The 16,101-nt window shown below is 65.8% G+C and carries 14 protein-coding genes; 8 read left to right on the top strand and 6 right to left on the bottom strand.

The window, feature by feature from the left end:
* Position 1 precedes the first annotated feature (1 nt).
* Complete coding sequence (locus ASC94_RS21675) at positions 2–991, top strand: PHB depolymerase family esterase (protein ID WP_056400441.1); 990 nt, start codon at positions 2–4, stop codon at positions 989–991.
* Here the strand turns inward: ASC94_RS21675 and ASC94_RS21670 are convergent.
* Complete coding sequence (locus ASC94_RS21670; RefSeq protein WP_056400438.1) at positions 953–1,744, bottom strand: SDR family NAD(P)-dependent oxidoreductase; 792 nt, start codon at positions 1,742–1,744, stop codon at positions 953–955. The genes ASC94_RS21675 and ASC94_RS21670 overlap by 39 nt on opposite strands.
* A 197-nt stretch (positions 1,745–1,941) precedes the next feature.
* Between ASC94_RS21670 and ASC94_RS21665 the strand changes: the two genes are divergently transcribed.
* The 4 genes from ASC94_RS21665 (at position 1,942) to ASC94_RS21650 (ending at position 7,657) form a co-directional block, all read left to right on the top strand.
* The gene (locus tag ASC94_RS21665) at positions 1,942–4,911 is read left to right on the top strand and encodes a sensor histidine kinase (protein ID WP_082616736.1); all 2,970 of its coding nucleotides are present in this window, start codon (positions 1,942–1,944) and stop codon (positions 4,909–4,911) included.
* Positions 4,912–4,957: 46 nt separating this feature from the next.
* Positions 4,958–5,584: a response regulator transcription factor gene (locus ASC94_RS21660; protein ID WP_056400431.1), complete on the top strand. Its 627-nt coding sequence runs from the start codon at positions 4,958–4,960 to the stop codon at positions 5,582–5,584.
* A 113-nt stretch (positions 5,585–5,697) separates the two neighbouring features.
* Positions 5,698–6,915: a hypothetical protein gene (locus ASC94_RS21655; protein ID WP_229417368.1), complete on the top strand. Its 1,218-nt coding sequence runs from the start codon at positions 5,698–5,700 to the stop codon at positions 6,913–6,915.
* A complete protein-coding gene (locus ASC94_RS21650) occupies positions 6,905–7,657 on the top strand; it encodes a hypothetical protein (protein ID WP_056400425.1) in 753 nt (250 codons plus the stop codon). The genes ASC94_RS21655 and ASC94_RS21650 overlap by 11 nt, the downstream gene beginning before the upstream one ends.
* A 44-nt stretch (positions 7,658–7,701) precedes the next feature.
* On the opposite strand, the gene ASC94_RS21645 is transcribed toward ASC94_RS21650, so the two are convergent.
* Entirely contained in the window at positions 7,702–9,237 is a 1,536-nt protein-coding gene (locus ASC94_RS21645; protein ID WP_056400422.1) for an FAD-dependent monooxygenase, read from the bottom strand.
* Positions 9,238–9,648: 411 nt separating this feature from the next.
* On the opposite strand from ASC94_RS21645, the gene ASC94_RS21640 reads away from it, so the two are divergent.
* Entirely contained in the window at positions 9,649–10,455 is an 807-nt protein-coding gene (locus tag ASC94_RS21640) for an alpha/beta fold hydrolase (RefSeq protein WP_056400414.1), read from the top strand.
* A gap of 95 nt (positions 10,456–10,550) precedes the next feature.
* On the opposite strand, the gene ASC94_RS33840 is transcribed toward ASC94_RS21640, so the two are convergent.
* The 3 genes from ASC94_RS33840 to ASC94_RS21625 all read right to left on the bottom strand — a co-directional run bounded on the left by ASC94_RS33840 (position 10,551) and on the right by ASC94_RS21625 (position 13,129).
* Complete coding sequence (locus tag ASC94_RS33840) at positions 10,551–11,237, bottom strand: choice-of-anchor E domain-containing protein (RefSeq protein ID WP_056400412.1); 687 nt, start codon at positions 11,235–11,237, stop codon at positions 10,551–10,553.
* Positions 11,238–11,430: 193 nt separating this feature from the next.
* Positions 11,431–12,345 carry a LysR family transcriptional regulator gene (locus tag ASC94_RS21630; RefSeq protein WP_056400411.1) on the bottom strand — a complete coding sequence of 305 codons (915 nt, stop codon included), beginning with the start codon at positions 12,343–12,345 and terminating at the stop codon, positions 11,431–11,433.
* A 118-nt stretch (positions 12,346–12,463) separates the two neighbouring features.
* Positions 12,464–13,129, bottom strand: a complete 666-nt coding sequence (locus ASC94_RS21625; protein WP_056400408.1) for an O-methyltransferase — start codon at positions 13,127–13,129, stop codon at positions 12,464–12,466.
* 91 nt (positions 13,130–13,220) lie between these two features.
* Here ASC94_RS21625 and ASC94_RS21620 point away from each other — a divergent pair, with 91 nt between their 5' ends.
* Together ASC94_RS21620 and ASC94_RS21615 are read left to right on the top strand one after the other, a co-directional pair.
* On the top strand, positions 13,221–13,847 hold the full coding sequence (locus tag ASC94_RS21620) for a TetR family transcriptional regulator (protein ID WP_056400407.1): 627 nt from the start codon (positions 13,221–13,223) through the stop codon (positions 13,845–13,847).
* 132 nt (positions 13,848–13,979) lie between these two features.
* Positions 13,980–15,209, top strand: coding sequence for an MFS transporter (locus ASC94_RS21615; RefSeq protein WP_056400403.1), 1,230 nt, complete (start codon positions 13,980–13,982; stop codon positions 15,207–15,209).
* Here the strand turns inward: ASC94_RS21615 and ASC94_RS21610 are convergent.
* Positions 15,186–16,085, bottom strand: a complete 900-nt coding sequence (locus ASC94_RS21610; RefSeq protein WP_056400400.1) for a LysR family transcriptional regulator — start codon at positions 16,083–16,085, stop codon at positions 15,186–15,188. The two genes, ASC94_RS21615 and ASC94_RS21610, sit on opposite strands and share 24 nt — an antisense overlap.
* Between the last annotated feature and the right edge of the window lie 16 nt (positions 16,086–16,101).

The following is a 16,101-nucleotide window of genomic DNA, read 5'->3' as shown; positions in this document are numbered from 1 at the left end:
CTTGCGCGGCTTTTTCAAGGGCAGCGATACCAGCACGGCCGCCAGGGCGCGTGTTGAGGCCGGCACGCTGCTGCGTCCCGAAGGCATCCGCCATTTCCTGAAGGCGGTGCCGTCGCGCGCCGCTGCCGGCAAGCGGCCGCTGGTCATCCTGCTGCACGGCGCCGGCTCCTCGGCCGCGCAGGTGCTTGGCCTGAGCTTCCCGCCCTCGCCGCTGTCGCTGTGGCTGGAAATCGCCGAGCGCGAGCAGCTGCTGGTCATCGCCCCGGACGGCAGCAAGCGCCGTGGCGAACGCGCCTGGAACGACAGCTACGCCGGCGTGACGGCCAACCCGAAAACCGATGACAGCGGCCTGATCGGCGCCCTGATCGACCGCGCCATCGCCGAGGACGGTGCCGACCCGGAGCGTGTCTACCTGATGGGCGTGTCCAAGGGCGGCATGATGGCCTACCGCGCGGCGACCGAGATCGCGCCCAGGCTGGCGGCGTTCTCGGCTGTGCTGGCCGCCATGCCGGTCGCCAGCAACTGCGGCCAGCCCCGCACGCCGCTGCCGGTGCTGTTCATGGCCGGCACCGCCGATCCCTTCATTCCCTACACCGGCCGCAAGTTCCTCTACCAGTTCCCCGTCTTCTCCTCGCTGGCCGCGCCGATGACCAGCGTCGAAGAATCCGTCGCCGTCTGGCGCGGGCTGGCCGGGCTGCACGGCGACCCGGTGGTCGATGCCATCCCGCAGCGCCGGCCCGGCGCCGCCACCCGTGTCATGCGCTACACCTGGGGCGCCGACCCCGCCGCGCTGCAAGTACGCCTGCTGAAGATAGACGGCGGCGGCCATGCCGAGCCCAGCGCGCTGAAACGCTATCCCGGCCTGTTCTCCTGGTTCCCCGGCGCCCAGAACGGCGACATCGAGGCGGCCGAAGAAGCCTGGGCTTTCTTCAAGGACAAGCGCGCAGCGATCCTAGAAAGCGCTCTTCACGACGCCGCCGTCGACGCGTAGCGCCGCGCCGGTGGTCGCCGACGCCAGCGGACTTGCCACATAGGCCACCAGCGATGCGACTTCCTGCGGCGTGCCGAAGCGCTTGATCAAGGAAGTCGGGCGCACATTATCGAAGAACTCCGCTTCGATCTGCTCGAAGCTCTTGTCGCTGGCACGCGCCATATCGTCGACGAAGTCGGCAACGCCGCGCGACTTGGTCGGCCCTGGCAAAACACTGTTGACCGTGATACCCGTGCCGGCGACCGATTCCGCCAACCCGCGCGAGACGGCGAGTTGCGCTGTCTTGCTCATGCCGTAGTGGATCATTTCGGTGGGAATCTGCACCGCGCTTTCGCTCGAAATGAAGATGATCCTGCCCCAGTTCGCCCGCTTCATCTCGGGCAGCACCAGGCGCGCAAGGCGTACGCCGCTCAGGACATTGACGTCGAAAAACCGCAGCCAATCCTCGTCGGGGATGTCTTCGAAGGCCTTCGGCTCAAAGATGCCGAGGTTGTTGACGAGGATGCTGATGCCCGGATAACGCCGCACCACTTCCTTTGCAGCGTCCGCCTGGCTGAGGTCGCCGGCATAGCCGTGAACCGTGCCGCGCGTCTCGTCGCGTATGCGCTGCACCGCATCGTCCACGCCGGCCTGCGTCCGGCCGCTGACGATAACGCTGGCGCCTTCCTGCGCCAGCGTGGACGCGATCGCGTAGCCGATGCCGGCCGTGCTGCCGCTGACCAGCGCCAGCTTGCCGTTGAGTTGCAAATCCATGTCGATTCTCCTTGGGTGAGCGCGGAAGAGGCCGCGCAGAGGGCAGAACGGTTGCTCGCCGCAGGCCTGCGGACACTTCCTGTGGTTGAAATCACAGGATATCCAAATCAGCCAGGTTTCCAAACACCCTATCGGGTAGAAATATTCGATACAATCGCAGCTAAACGTTGCAAAAATATAACTAATTTCCGTGTGACATGATGAGACGCCTATTGCTTGGCGGTTGCCGCACCGTGCTCGCCTGCTGCGCTATGCTGTGCTGCGTCGTGTTGCCCACGGTCTGCCTGGCCCAGGCGCTGTCATCCCCTGCAATCAATCTGCTTCACACCAGCTGGAGCGCGCGCGATGGCGCGCCGGAATCGATCTTGTCGATAACGCAGACCAGCGACGGCTGGCTGTGGCTGGGCGGCGCAGGCGGGCTGTATCGGTTCGATGGCATGCAGTTCGAGCAGTTTGTACCGGCCAATGCCGCCTTGCCGGCCAAATACGTCAGCATAGTCAATGCGGCGCCGGACGGCGCGCTGTGGATAGGCTATCGCAACGGCGGCGCGAGCTACCTGCAGCAGGGACTGATACGAAGTTATGGTGAACAGGACGGCCTGCCCAATCGCTCCGTCTGGGGGCTGGAGCAAGATGGCAGTGGCCGCATGTGGGCGGCCACCACGGTTGGCATGTTCTACCTCGAAGGTGGCCGCTGGCACAAGGCGGCCAGCTCCTGGCAATTGGCAGAGGGTGTCTTCAAAACACTGATGCGTGATCGGCGCGGCGTCCTGTGGGCGCAGGGCGATGCTGGCGTATATTCCCTCCAGCCGGGCGAAACGCGGTTTGCCAGGGTGGACGCCGGCAGCGGCACCGGCGTGCTGTTTGAGCTCCCCGATGGCAATGTCGTCAGCTGGGATGCGCCGCATGCCCGGCTCAACCTGCTGACGGGCCCCAGGCGCAATACCGAGTACCGTCGGTGGGGCGCCCTGGGCGAACCCGGCAGCCTGTTGATCGACCGAGACGGAGATCTCTGGGTGGGCCTGCTGGAAGGACTCGAATACCGCACGGCGCGCGGTATAGCCCGCGCCGCGCCGCCCCAGGGTTTGAGCGGGCGTGCCGTGCACGCCATTTTTCAAGACCGCGAAGGAAATGTTTGGGCGTCCACCTCCAGCGGGATCGACCGGTTTCGTCCCAAGCGCGTGGCCAGGCTGGATGTTCCTGAAGCAGCCATCGGCGGCGCGATGCTCGCCGATGACCATGCCGGCGTCTGGATAGGCAGCTATTACGCCGTTGCAAACGCGGCCGGCCAGATAACAGTCACACCGCGCTGGAAGGTGCCCGGCGGTGGCTGGGACAGCCTGCTGACCAGCGTGACCCGCACCAGCGATGGCGCATTATGGGGCGCATCATTCGGGGCATTGCGGCGTTTCCAGGGCACGGACAGCCGGACGGTGGCCTTGCCTCCCGCCGCAGCCGGCGCAAGGGTGCAGGCGCTGCTGGCGGACAAGGACGACAGCCTGTTTGTGGCGCTGTTTCAGAATGGCCTGTACCGCCGCAGTCCGCTGGGGCAATGGGCAAAGACAGGCACGCAGGGCGAAGTCAATGTGATGGCCCGGTCGGATGCCGCCGGACTCTGGCTCGGCTATCATCCCGGCCTGGTGGCCAATGTGCAAGGGGCCGCGTGGCGCAGCTACGGTGCGGCCGAAGGGCTGGCGCTTGGAACAGTGATGGCGCTGCACCTGCATGGGGGGCACGTGTGGGCTGGCGGCGAGAGGGGCCTGGCATTGTTTGCAGCGAACCGTTTTGACCAGCTCCGCGGCGCCGACGGCGAAACATTCCACGGCATTTCCGGCATTGTCGAACTGGAGAATGGCGATCTCTGGCTGAACGCTTTTGCCTGCCTGTTCCGCATTCCAGGGGCGGAGATCGCCAGATTCGAGCAGATGCGCAGTCATCGGGTCCAGTATGAGCGGCTGGACCGGCTGGACGGACTCGAAGGCAGCGCGCCCTACTTCGCGCCCACGCCGTCGCTGGTACTGGCGTCCGACAAGCGCCTGTGGGTCGCCCGCACCGCCGGCCTGTACCGCCTGGACCCTGCCGAGTCCTTGCCGCCCGCGCCCAGGCTGCCCGTCACCATCAAGACGCTGGGACCTCCTGGCAGCGCCAAGCCTTTGCAGCAGCCCATCCGCTTTGCACCAGGCAGTTCCGCGCTGCAGATCGATTACACCGCCCTGGCGCTGGCCATGCCGGAACGCCTGCGTTTCCGATACCGGCTGGAGGGCGTCGACGCGCAATGGCAGGATGCAGGAGCGCGCCGCAGCGCGCACTACAGCAACCTGGGGCCGGGTTCATATCATTTCAGCGTGACCGCGACGGACTACAACGGCAAGTGGTCCGATGCCGCCACCACGGTCGAGTTCGCGATTGCGCCGACTGCGACGCAAACCTGGTGGTTCAAGGCCTTGTGTGCGCTGCTGCTGCTCTCGGCCATCCATGCGCTTTATCGATGGCGTCTCAGCCGGCTGGCCAGGCAGATGGCTGGCCGCCTGCAGGCCCGCGTCAACGAGCGTGAACGCATTGCCCGTGAACTGCACGATACCCTGCTGCAATCGGTGCAGGGGCTCGTGCTGCACGTGCACGCCGCGATGCGCGATTTGCCGGCGCAAGCTGCGGCGCGGCTGCAGATCGAAAGCGCATTGCAGCAGGCGGACGAGGTGCTCAACGAGGGGCGCGAACGGATATGCGAACTGCGCGGGGAAGATATCGGCAAGCTCAGTTTCGAGGATGCGGTGCTGGCCACGGCAACGCGCCTGCAGCATGGCGATGCGGCACCCGTTCACCTGGCGGTTTCCGGCGCCGCCCGCCCGCTTGACGCAACTGTCCACAAGGAGGCGCTGGCCATCCTCACAGAGGCGATGGTCAATGCCTGTGCCCATGCAAGGGCGACCAGGATAGACGTCGAGCTCCACTTCGGCAGGCGGGAATTGCGCTGTATCGTGAGCGACAACGGCATCGGCATTCCCGCCACGGTGTTTAAGGACGGCGGCCGCGAGAACCATTGGGGCATGTGCGGGATGTACGAGCGCGCTGCCAGGATCAATGCCAGCCTGGTTGTGCGCAGCGGTGAAGGCAGCGGCACCGCCTGGCAGCTGGATGTTCCGGCAACGCTAGCTTATAGCCGATAGTATGATAGCCAGTACAGGCCCGGGCGAACACAACAGGAGCGTAGCCATGCAGCATGACCAGATCAGCATCATGATCGCCGACGATCATCCCTTGCTGCGCAGCGGCATCATCGCTGTGCTGTCGGCCAATCCGGCATTCTCCGTGGTGGCCGAAGCGGACGACGGCGACAGCGCCGTCGAACTGTACCGGCGCTGGCGTCCGGATGTCACCTTGATGGATTTGCAGATGCCGGGATTGAACGGCATCGAGGCGACCGGCGCGATACGCCAGATCGACCCGGATGCCCGCATCATCATCCTGACGACGTTTGACGGCGACGTGCAGGTGACGCGCGCGCTGAAGGCCGGCGCCACCGGCTACGTCCTGAAAAAAATGGTCCGCACCGCATTGAGCGACTACATCATTTCCGTCCACGCCGGCCGGCGCCTGTTGCCGCCGCCTGTCGCGGCCAGCCTGGCCAACAGCTTCCAGCTCGATGCCTTGAGCAAGCGCGAGGTCGAGGTGCTGCGCCTGGTCAGCGGCGGCAATTCCAACCAGCGCGTGGCCGACCAGCTGGGCTTGCGAGAGGACACCATCAAGGCCCACATGAAAGCCATCCTGCAAAAGCTCGATGCGCGTGACCGCACCCATGCGGTGATGATCGCCATGCGCCGTGGCTATTGGGAAAATTGAGGGCGATCAATACACGATAGGGTGAGAGATACACTCCCTTCTGTGGGAGTGACCGGCGCACGGCCCCGTCCCATACTGTCTTTTTTGCCATCAAGACCAAGGACGGTATCGCGATGAACTCCCGCTTCAGCTTGTTGTTGAGTCTATTCCTGGCGGCAGGCTCCGCCCACGCGGCGGCGCCTGCCATGCAGTCCGCCAGCAAGCTCAGTTTTGGCGACGCGCGGACCTTGTTTGTCGCAGACTGGAAGGGCGCGCGCATATTCGCGCTGCCGGTGCCGGCGCCGGTGCGGCCGGCCGGCAAGCCGTTCAACCTGATGGATGTGCAGGCGCCAATCGCCAGGGCGCTGCGGGTGGCGCCGGCGTCGCTGCGCTTCGAGGACATGGCCGTGCAGCCCGACAGCGAACTGGCCTATGTTGCGCTGACCGTGCGCGGCGCGAAAGGCCAGGGCAAGCCCGCCATCGTCAGTATTGACGCCACGGGGCAAGTCCGGCGGCTGGATCTGGCCAGCGTTTCGGCGTCGGCCGCCATCACCGATGCGCCGGCGGCCGATGTCGCCTTCTGGCGCGACCTGCCGGCCCAGACCTTGACCGTGACGGACATGCGCTACTACCAGAACAAGCTGTACGTGGCGGGGCTGTCCAACCGCAGCTTCGCTTCCACCTTGCGGATATTCGACTATCCGTTCAGCGGCAAGGCAGGTGCCACCACGGTCGAGATGTACCATCCGGTGCACAACCAGGTCGAAACCCGCGCGCCCATCCGCAGCATGACGGTCATGACTATCGGCGGCGAGCCCACGCTGGTCGCGGCCTATACCTGCACGCCGCTGGTGACCATCCCGCTCAAGGAGCTGAAGGATGGCGCGCACATCGCGGCCAAGACGGTGGGAGAACTGGGCTGGGGCAGCACGCCGAACGGCCTGGTGAGTTTCAAAAGCGGCGATGCGGAATATGCGTTGCTGGTCAATTCCAGCCGTTCGGCCGATCTGTTGAGCGCCGCCGATCTGGCCAGCGCCGCCGCCGCGCCGGGCCTGGATGCGCCGATCGAATGGCCGGCCAAGCCGTATCTCGGCGTCAAGGCCACCATGGCGCCGATGTCGGCGGTGATGCGGCTGGATAACCTGAATCCGCAATTGCTGCTGGCGCTGCGCCGCTCGCAAGCAGGCGGCGAGATGCAGCTGGTGTCGATTCCCAAGGGCGGCTACCTGCGCCTGAGCGACTTTGTGAACGAATACGACTTTCCCGACTACCGCTATCCGGATGGCGACAAATTCCGCGACTTCCACAAACATGCGCGCACCATCGAGGGCTATCCTGAACTTGCCCGCTAGCGCCGCACTGCTGGCGCTGGCCTTCGCCGTGGCGCCCGGGACGGGCCTGGCCGGCGCCAGGGTGACGCCTTCCGGGCCGGCGGTGGCGGAAAATCTGCTGCGGATCGAATTGCACCTTGACCGGCCCCTGGCGGCGCCGCTGGATATGCAGCATGTCGTGCTGTTCGATGGCGCCGGTGCGCCCGTCCGCGACGCCTTCCTCGACCTGCCGCTGTCCGACCGGAGCGGCAGGACCATCACCCTGTTGCTGCATCCGGGCCGTATCAAGAGCGGCGTCGGGCCCAATGTGGCGCTGGGGCCGGCCTTGCGCAGCGGCCAGTCCGTCACGCTGCGCATCGACGATCCGCAGCTGGGACGGCCGCTGGCGCAGCGCTGGCTGGTAACGGCGCCGCTGCGCCAGCGCATCGATCCGGGGCAGTGGCAGGTGCTGGCGGTCCGGCGCGGCGGCCGGCAGCCGCTGCGCGTCATTGCGCCTGCCGCGCTGGATGGCGCTGCCGCGCGGCAGATCGCCATTCAGGGGCCGGATGGGCGGCGCCTGCCAGGCACCGCCACATTCGCGGACGGCGAGCGGGAATGGCGTTTCACGCCAACCCGGCGCTGGCGTCCCGGGGCTTACCTGTTGCGCATCCATCCACGGTTGGAAGACCCGCAGGGCAATCGCCTGTGTTCTGCCTTCGAGCAAGCCGGGCAGAGTGCCCAGCTGTGCCAGGACGAAGGCCGGGTGGCTTTTGTGATCGAGTGACCCTCGCGCCGGTCGGGAGCAAGCGGCGGGCCGTCCCTGCCCGGCTACCGCATCAGCGTAGCGGCCAGTTCGCCGATGCTCCCATCGTCAGGCGCGGCCTGGCTGCGCCAGCCTATGATGCCGTCCGGCCGCACCACGGTGGCACCGGCCGGCGGCACGCCGAACACGGCGCCGAAGGGCTGGGCCGGCGGGAAAGCAAGGTCGCCGCCGGCCGCCACGGGCTGCAGCCCCAGCTCCCCCGCCACCGCAAGCCACGCCTCGCTCGCCGAGAGCAGCACATACTCCTTGCCGAACAGATCGAGCGACGACATCCGCCGGCCCGCCCTGTCCAGCCACACGTGCGGCGCGCGGGTGCCGGGTTGGCCCGCCCATTCCCCGGGCGCGGCGGCGGCGGGCAGCTCCGGTCCTGCGCCGGCCACTGCTGCGGAGCGAACCAGCTGGCCAAACTCCAGGGCGTCATTGCCGAACAGCGGTTCCGGTTTGAAGGCTGCGCCGGCCCGCGCTGCGTAGTCCGGCCGGGAAAACGTCTGCTGGTGCCGCAGCCAGCCAATGGGCCGCCGCTCCGCGTCGTAGGTATCGAGCAGGGCGGGGGCCGCTTCGCCAGCCAGCACGCGCTTCAGTTTCCATGCGAGGTTCCAGGCGTCGTCGATGCCGGTGTTGGCGCCGAAACCGCCGCGCGTGGGCGGCAGCTGGTGGGCCGCGTCACCGGCCAGGAAGATGGGCCCGTGTCTGTAGGTATCGGCGATGCGGCCCGCCATTTCCCATCGTCCCGTCGTGATGATGTCGAAGGCTATGTCGGCGCCGAGCGCGCGGCGGATCACCGACTGCAATTCGGCTTCGGTGCGCTCCGCGTCGCCGTCCAGCATCAGCACCCAGCGGCTGTCGCCATACGTGGTCAGGAAGGCACGGAAACCCTGCTGCTCGATGGAGAATTGCTGCGCACCGCGCTGCAGGACGGCATCCGCACCGGGGCAGTGAAACAGCACGCTGCGCAGGACGCCAAGATGGCCCACGCCGCTGCGTGGAATCCCGAGTTTCTCCCGAACGGCGCTGCCGGCGCCGTCCGCGGCGATCAGGTAGCGCGCGCTTATCTCATACTGCTGTCCATTTGCGCGGTCGCGCACCAGCGCCAGCACGCCGTCCTGGTCCAGCTGAAAATCGATGAGTTCGGTACTGCCGCGCAGATCCGCTCCGCCCTTGGCTGCCGCGGCGCGCAGGATAGGCTCCAGCCGGTCCTGGGCGATGGCTGCGCCGGTGCACGGCGACTGTTCGGCGCGACGCACCGGTTCCGCCACGTCGCCTGGCGTCCAGGCCTGCTCGCTTTTCCAGTCGCCGACCAGGCTCTCGACTGTCACGCGCCGCAAGCGCGTGCCCGCCGGCACTTGCGGAATCTGATCGGCGATGCCGACCGCGCGGTAATGCTCCAAGGTGGTTTCTGTAAATCCCAGTGCGCGGGGATGTGGCGAACTGCCAGGGTGCTTGTCGATAACGATGTGGGCAACGCCGTGCCACGAGAGGAACAGCGAGGTGGAGAGTCCAACCAGGGACCCGCCGACAACGAGGATGGGAGTATGCAGCATGGGAACGTCCTTTTTTTGCTTATGGCTAAATAAGGACGTACGTCGACCCGCGTGAACGCTGGCCCTGCCGGGAGGCAGAGGCAAGTCAAAAAAGTTCCACGAGAAATCGGCGCACGTCCGCTCTCGTCGTGGTTCCCAGCTTCGTGGCTGGGCGAAATTTATCACTCCATGGCTGGAGTTGGCCGGGGCTCACCACGCCGGCCCACCTTTTTCGACTGGGCAATTGTAGCATCGTGCAATGCGGTGCTGATTTCGCTTCGCGCGCGCCCTGCAAAAATTTTAAAGAAATCGCTTGCTATTGATTAGCGCACTACGTATACTTCTTCACATGGATCGGGAAACAACGAAGCAGCAGCAAACAAGTAGCACACTATATATTAGTTCACTAAACAACCACTGAAAGGATACACCATGAAAGCCATCAAAAACATCGCCCTCGCCCTGTCGATCATCGGCACCGCCGCAGCACCGGCTATCGCAGCACCAGCGGCAGCTGCTGCACCCGCAGCTAGCGCCAAGCCGACGGTGGTCCTGGTGCACGGCGCCTTTGCCGACGCGACCAGCTGGAACGGCGTCGCCGCCAAGCTGCGTGCAGATGGCTACAAGGTGATCGGCGCGGCAAACCCGCTGCGCAGCGTGAAGGGCGATGCGAGCACGGTGGCCGACATTGTGCACAGCGTGAAGGGCCCGGTAGTGCTGGTGGGCCACTCGTACGGCGGCGCCGTCATCTCGGCCGCGGCGAACGGCCAGCCTAACGTCAAGAGCCTGGTGTATGTGGCCGCGTTCGCCCCGGAACAAGGCGAAACCGCGCTGGAGCTGTCGGGACGTTATCCAGGCGGCACGCTGGGCAGCGCGCTGGCCGAGCCGGTGGCGCTTGCCGACGGCGGCAAGGACTTCTACATCCAGCAAGACAAGTTCCACAAGCAGTTCGCCGCCGACGTGCCGAAGGCCCAGGCCGACCTGATGGCGGTCGCCCAGCGCCCCATCGCCGAGGCAGCGTTGACCGAAGCGGCAGGTGCGCCGGCATGGAAAAATGTGCCTTCCTACTTCGTCTACGGCACTGCGGACAAGAACATCCCGGCCGCAGCACTGGCCTTCATGGCGGAACGCGCCAACTCGCGTAAAACCGTGGCGATTGCCGGCGCATCCCACGTGGTGATGACCTCCCACCCGGCAGAAGTCGCCAAACTGATCGAAGCAGCGGCGCAGGCCAACTGAGACGATAGGCCCGCGGGTTGACCGGGCGCCGAAACGAAAAAGCCGCCGTGCCGAATGAAATCGGCACGGCGGCTTTTTGTCCTGCCAGGCGAGAGTTAGGCCTGTTTTTTGGTGCGGCGGCGGACGGCGGCCATCAGGCCGAGGCCGGCGAGCAGGGTCGCCAGGCTGGCTGGCTCGGGCACGTCGGAAGCCGGGGTATAGGTGTAGGTGACCAGCGCGTTGCCCGATGCTGCGGTATTGAACTGGGTGATCAGGTTGCCCGAACCGGTGCCGCTCGAATTGCCGATGGCGCTCAGGCCGAGGTTGATGCTGCCGCCGCCCAGCGCCGAGAACAGCGCGAAATCGTTGGCATCGCTGCTGACGAAGAAGTTCGAGCCGTCCGCCGAGACGGTGCCGGTGCTGCCACCGGAGGTGCCGCCGAAGTTGATGGCGCCATCGAAGGAGCTGAAGTCGAAGCCCTGGCTGAAGACCGGCTTGGTCACCACCAGCGTGCTGCCGTCCGGACGGGTCAGGCCCAGCAGTGCGCCCAGGCTCAGGGTAACGCTGGACGCTGCCGAGTCCAGGCTTTCGGCATTGCCGGAACCCTGGACCATGCCGCTCAGGTCGAATTTGATTGACGTCAGGGTGCCCAGGCTGGTGTCGAACTTGGCGAAGTTCAGTACATCGGTCCAGTTCGTGGTGGCCATGGCTTTGCTGTCGGAAAAGCTGATGGTTGCGGCTTGCGCGCAGGTGAACGGGGTCAGGGTGGCGGCGATTGCCAGTGCTGCAAATATTTTTTTCAAGATAATTCTCTGGTCAGATAGAAATTTTTGGGAACGTGTTACCGCTGTATCGTTTTCGATTCGTAACGAATACAGGAATTGCCAAAAAGCACGATCTATGCCAGCAGGAAATATTTCATCAAAAACAATGGCTTAACTAAAATGCATGTCGTCTGACCTCCGGCAGTGTAAAGTTGGCCGACATCTGCGTAGGCTATGCGCCACCCTTCATCGCGAGCACTGGCGCCAGGCGATCGACCGCGAAATCGATGAAGGCGCGGATGCGCGGCGGGACATGCTTTTGATTCAAATAGATGAGCGTGACTTCCTCGATGTCACCCGCGTTGTACGCCGGCAGCAGCTCAACCAGGTCGCCCCGCTGGATATCGTCAAACACATGGAACATGCCCAGGCGGCTCACGCCCAGGCCCTGCAGCGTAAGCTGCCGCATGGTTTCCCCGTTGTTGGTCTGCATCGCCCCATCCACCGCCAGGTGCACCAGCTTGCCCTCGACCGTGAATGGCCATTCGTCGAGCGAGCGCCGGAAATCGAAATTGATGCAGTCGTGCCGAGCCAAGTCGGCAGGAAGCTGCGGCGCAGGGTTGCGCGCCAGGTAGGACGGCGCCGCCACCACCGCCTTCCTGCTGCTGCCCAGCTTGCGCGCCCGGAAGGATGCATCGTGGAGCGGCCCCATCCGGATCGCCACATCGACCTCGTCCCGCTGCAGCTCGACCTTGGAATCCGTCAGCGAGATATCGATGGCGACGTCGGGATAAAGCGCGCGGAACTCCGCCAAGAGCGGTACCAGGTAATGCTGGCCGAACGGTAGCGACGTGTTGACGCGCAGCGTGCCGCGAATCTGGCCGAAGCCCTGCGACACGCTCAACTCCGCGTCCTCGATTTCCTGCAGGATGCGGGCGCAGCTCGCGTAAAACTCCCGCCCTTCGGCGGTCAGCGTCATGCTGCGCGTGGAGCGCGTGAACAGCTGCACGCCGAGGCGCCCTTCCGTCCTCGATACCAGCTTGCTCACGGCCGACGGCGACATGTTCAACAACGCTGCCGCTGCGGAAAAACTGCCCGTTTCCACCACTTTTGCGAAAACCTGCATTTCTCCGCTGCGATTGTCCAAGTTGGTTCCCTCCGATGAAGTACACCAGCGTAGGGATGTCGATCGGCTTCGTCAATAGTGGCAACAGCTGGACGCGGCAGCCGCAGCAGCTGCTGCCGGCGAACGGCCAGGGCGCGGCTTAACCGCACTTCACGGACAGTTCCACATCGCCGTCGAATGGCAGGGACAGGTAGCCGCTGCCCTGTGCGCGCAGCAGCGCCAGGTATTCCGGGCAGTAATCGGCGTTGTCGGCGATGATGAGGGCGCCGGGGCGGAGGCGCGGCTCCACCAGGCGCAGCACGTCCGCATAGAGCGCCTTGGCGCCGTCCAGCAGCAGCATGTCGATCTGTCCGGGCAGCCCGGTGCGCAGCGTTTCCAGCGCGTCGCCTTCGCGGATCTCCACCAGGTCGAGCAGGCCGCCGGCAGCGAGGTGCTCGCGTGCCCGCTGCGCCTTGGACGGCTCGAATTCCGTGGTGATCAGCTGGCCGCCGCCGTTGTCGCGCAAGGCTGCGGCCAGGTGCAGCGTGGAGATGCCGAATGATGTGCCGAATTCGACGATAACGCTGGCCCTGGCGCTGCGCGCCAACATGTACAGCAGCCTGCCGGTCTGGGGCGATACCGGAATTGCCGCGTCCTTCAACTGCGCATACAGTTCGCGGTAATCGGTCTTGCTGCTCATCATGCGCTCGCGCTCCGCCTGGGACAGGGCGGCGAATGCCGCCAGCGCCGGGATCTGCGCGTTCCCGGTCTCGGCAAACAGGCGTTCCAGCAGGGGCGCGACAGGGGCATTGGTGAGGGTGGTCATGGGGCTATTCCTTTCTGAAGTAAGAGCGGTAATAATATGAAGAATCCTTCACATTTCATATTCGCATTCCCTCGCATCCCCAGCGCCCGCCATGACAGACCGCCGCAGCCCCCGTATTTCCTCGCGCAGGCAGCCCAAACAGGCGCGCTCCAGCGAGCTCGTTTCCGCCATCCTGGAAGCAGCTATTCAGGTTTTGGCGAAGGAAGGTGCGCACCGCTTCACCACCACGCGGGTGGCCGAGCGCGCCGGCGTGAGTGTGGGCTCGGTGTACCAGTACTTTCCAAACAAGGCTTCCATCCTGTTCCGCCTGCAAAGCGACGAATGGCAGCAGACGTCGGCCATGCTGTCCCGCATCCTGCTGGACGCCGCGAAGCCGCCGATGGAACGCTTGCGCTTGCTGGTGCAGGCCTTCGTGCGCTCGGAATGCGAAGAGGCCGGGATCCGCTCGGCACTCGACGACGCGGCACCCTTCTACCGCGACGCGCCGGAAGCAGCCGAGGCCCGCGCGGCCGGCGACCGCATGGTGCAGGCTTTCATGCGGGAGGTGCTCCCCAAGGCGGAGCAATCCGTGCGCAGCATGGCGGGAGAACTGGTGATGGGCACCCTGGGCGCGGTCGGCAAGCAGTTCTCCGAGAAACCGCGCACCGGGCGGGAAATCACCGTGTACGCGGACGCGCTGGCCGATATGCTGTGCGCCTATCTGGCCACCCTGGGCTGAGCGCAACGCTTGCCTCGACCCGGCTCGGTGGCCAGCCGCAACAGCGGCGAGCCGAAACTGCCTGAAGACCCCCGATCAGGTTTACACTCGGATACTTCGCACACCGCACCGACGCGGCTTCAGGAGCATCTTTTGGCAAACCCAGCCTCGCCGTCACCCGCCCAGGCGCCAGCGGCGCTATCGCAGCGCGACCAGCGCCGCAACATCGCCCGGCTGACCCTGGCTCAGGCGCTGGCGGGCGCCAACTCGGTGGTGGTCTACGCCACCGGCGCCATCATCGGGCACGCCCTGGCGCCAGCCAAAACCCTGGCCACCCTGCCGATACTGGCCTTCGTGGTGGGCATGGCGGCCAGCATCCTGCCGGCCGGCGCCATCGCGCGGCGCCACGGCCGCCGCGCGGCGTTTCTCAGCGGCGCAGCGTGCGGCGTGCTGGTCGGCCTGCTGGCCGCTGTGGCGGTAATGCAGGCGTCGTTCTGGCTGTTCTGCACCGCCATGGTGTTCGGCGGCGCCTACGCGGCGGTGGTGCTGTCCTTCCGCTTTGCGGCGGCGGATGGCGTGGCGCCGCCGATGCGTGCGCGCGCACTGTCGTTCGTGATGGGCGGCGGTGTCGCCGCCGGTGTCATCGGCCCCCAGCTGGTCACCCACACCATGCATCTTTGGCCGCTGCACCTGTTCGCCGCGACCTACCTCGCCCAGGCCGGCGCGGCAGTGCTGTCGGCGCTGGTCCTGGCCGGCGTCCGGCTGCCCTTGCCGAGCCGGGAATTCGCCGCCAGCGGACGGCCGCTGCGGGAGATCGCCCGCCAGCCGGAATTCATCACCGCCGCCATCTGCGGCGCAGTCTCCTACATGCTGATGAACTTCCTGATGACAGCCGCGCCCCTGGCCATGCATCTGTGCGGCCACAGCCAGGAGGACTCCAACCTCGGTCTCCAGTGGCACGTCATCGCAATGTATTTGCCCAGCTTTTTTACCGGCCGCCTGATCGGCCGTTTCGGCGCGCGGCGGGTGGTGGGCTGCGGGCTGATGCTCACCGCCATCTCCGCAGCGGTGGGACTGACCGGCATCGAGGTCTCGCGTTTCTGGCTCACCTTGACGCTGCTAGGCGTGGGCTGGAACTTCGGCTTTGTGGGCGCTTCGGCGCTGGTGCTGGATTGCCACCGCCCTGAAGAGAAAACCAGCGTGCAGTCGCTCAATGACTTCCTGGTCTTCTCCACCATGGCGGTGGGCTCTTTCGCCTCCGGCGGGCTGCTGTCCGCCTACGGCTGGAACACCGTGCTGTGGATCTCCTTCCTGCCGGTCGCGCTGGCTGGCGCTGCCCTGCTCTGGACAGCGCGGCGCTCAGGCGTTGCGCGTCGTCCGTAGCGCGTCCAGCACCAGCGAAAACGCGGGGGACGGCTGGCGCCGGCTGGGGTAATACAAATGGTAGCCGCCGAACGGCGGACACCAGTCCTCCAGCACCCGCACCAGCCGCCCCGCTGCGATATGCGGCATCACCTCGTCTTCGGGCAGCAGCGTGACGCCCAGCCCCGCCAGCGCTGCGTCCACCTGCGGCTGCGTGGTGTTGAAGATCAGCTGGCCGTCCACGCGCACGTTCACCTGGCGGCCGCGCCGTTCAAAATCCCAGACGTACAGTCCGCCCGAACTTTGCATGCGCTGGTTGATGCATTGGTGCGCCATCAGATCGCGCGGCGCCTTGGGGACGGGATGCGCGCTGAAATAGGCGGGGGACGCTACCACCGCCAGTCGCAAGCGCGGACCGATCGGCAGGGCAATCATGTCCTTGTCGATAGTGTTGCCCAGCCTTACGCCGGCATCGAAGCGGTCCGCGACAATATCGCGCAGCCCGTAGTTCACGTCGAACTCCATCCTGATATCGGGGTAGGCGCGCAGCAGCGGGGCGAGCCTGGGCAGCAGGATGCTGTGCAGTACGAAATCGCCGCAAGTGATGCGGACCGTGCCTGCCGGCTTGTCGCGCAATTCGGTCAGCTCGTCCAGCTCGGCTTCGATCTCGTCGAAACGGTGGCCGATGGCGTTCAGCAGCCGCTCGCCGGCAGCCGTGGGGGAAACGCTGCGCGTGGTGCGCGTGAGCAGCCGGATGCGCAGCCGGGTCTCCAGTCCGCTGATCGCCTGGCTCAGCGCGGACTGCGTCACGCCCAGCAGCGCCGCCGCGCGCGTGAAGCTGCCTTCACGCGCCACGGTGACGAAATAGAGCAGTTCATTCAGGTTGCGCCTGGCCATGTGCGCCAGTTTCTCA

Origin of the sequence: Massilia sp. Root418, from assembly GCF_001425265.1 — a bacterium.
GTDB lineage: Bacteria > Pseudomonadota > Gammaproteobacteria > Burkholderiales > Burkholderiaceae_D > Rugamonas.
Note: the sequence above shows the minus strand (reverse complement) of the source record. Positions and strands in the feature narration are given on the sequence as shown.

Coding starts and splice junctions, on each gene's coding strand:
- ASC94_RS21670 (WP_056400438.1), bottom strand. CDS start 1,744: ATGGATTTGCAACTCAACGGCAAGCTGGCGCTGGTCAGCGGCAGCACG.
- ASC94_RS21665 (WP_082616736.1), top strand. CDS start 1,942: ATGATGAGACGCCTATTGCTTGGCGGTTGCCGCACCGTGCTCGCCTGC.
- ASC94_RS21660 (WP_056400431.1), top strand. CDS start 4,958: ATGCAGCATGACCAGATCAGCATCATGATCGCCGACGATCATCCCTTG.
- ASC94_RS21655 (WP_229417368.1), top strand. CDS start 5,698: ATGAACTCCCGCTTCAGCTTGTTGTTGAGTCTATTCCTGGCGGCAGGC.
- ASC94_RS21645 (WP_056400422.1), bottom strand. CDS start 9,237: ATGCTGCATACTCCCATCCTCGTTGTCGGCGGGTCCCTGGTTGGACTC.
- ASC94_RS21640 (WP_056400414.1), top strand. CDS start 9,649: ATGAAAGCCATCAAAAACATCGCCCTCGCCCTGTCGATCATCGGCACC.
- ASC94_RS21625 (WP_056400408.1), bottom strand. CDS start 13,129: ATGACCACCCTCACCAATGCCCCTGTCGCGCCCCTGCTGGAACGCCTG.
- ASC94_RS21620 (WP_056400407.1), top strand. CDS start 13,221: ATGACAGACCGCCGCAGCCCCCGTATTTCCTCGCGCAGGCAGCCCAAA.
- ASC94_RS21610 (WP_056400400.1), bottom strand. CDS start 16,085: ATGGCCAGGCGCAACCTGAATGAACTGCTCTATTTCGTCACCGTGGCG.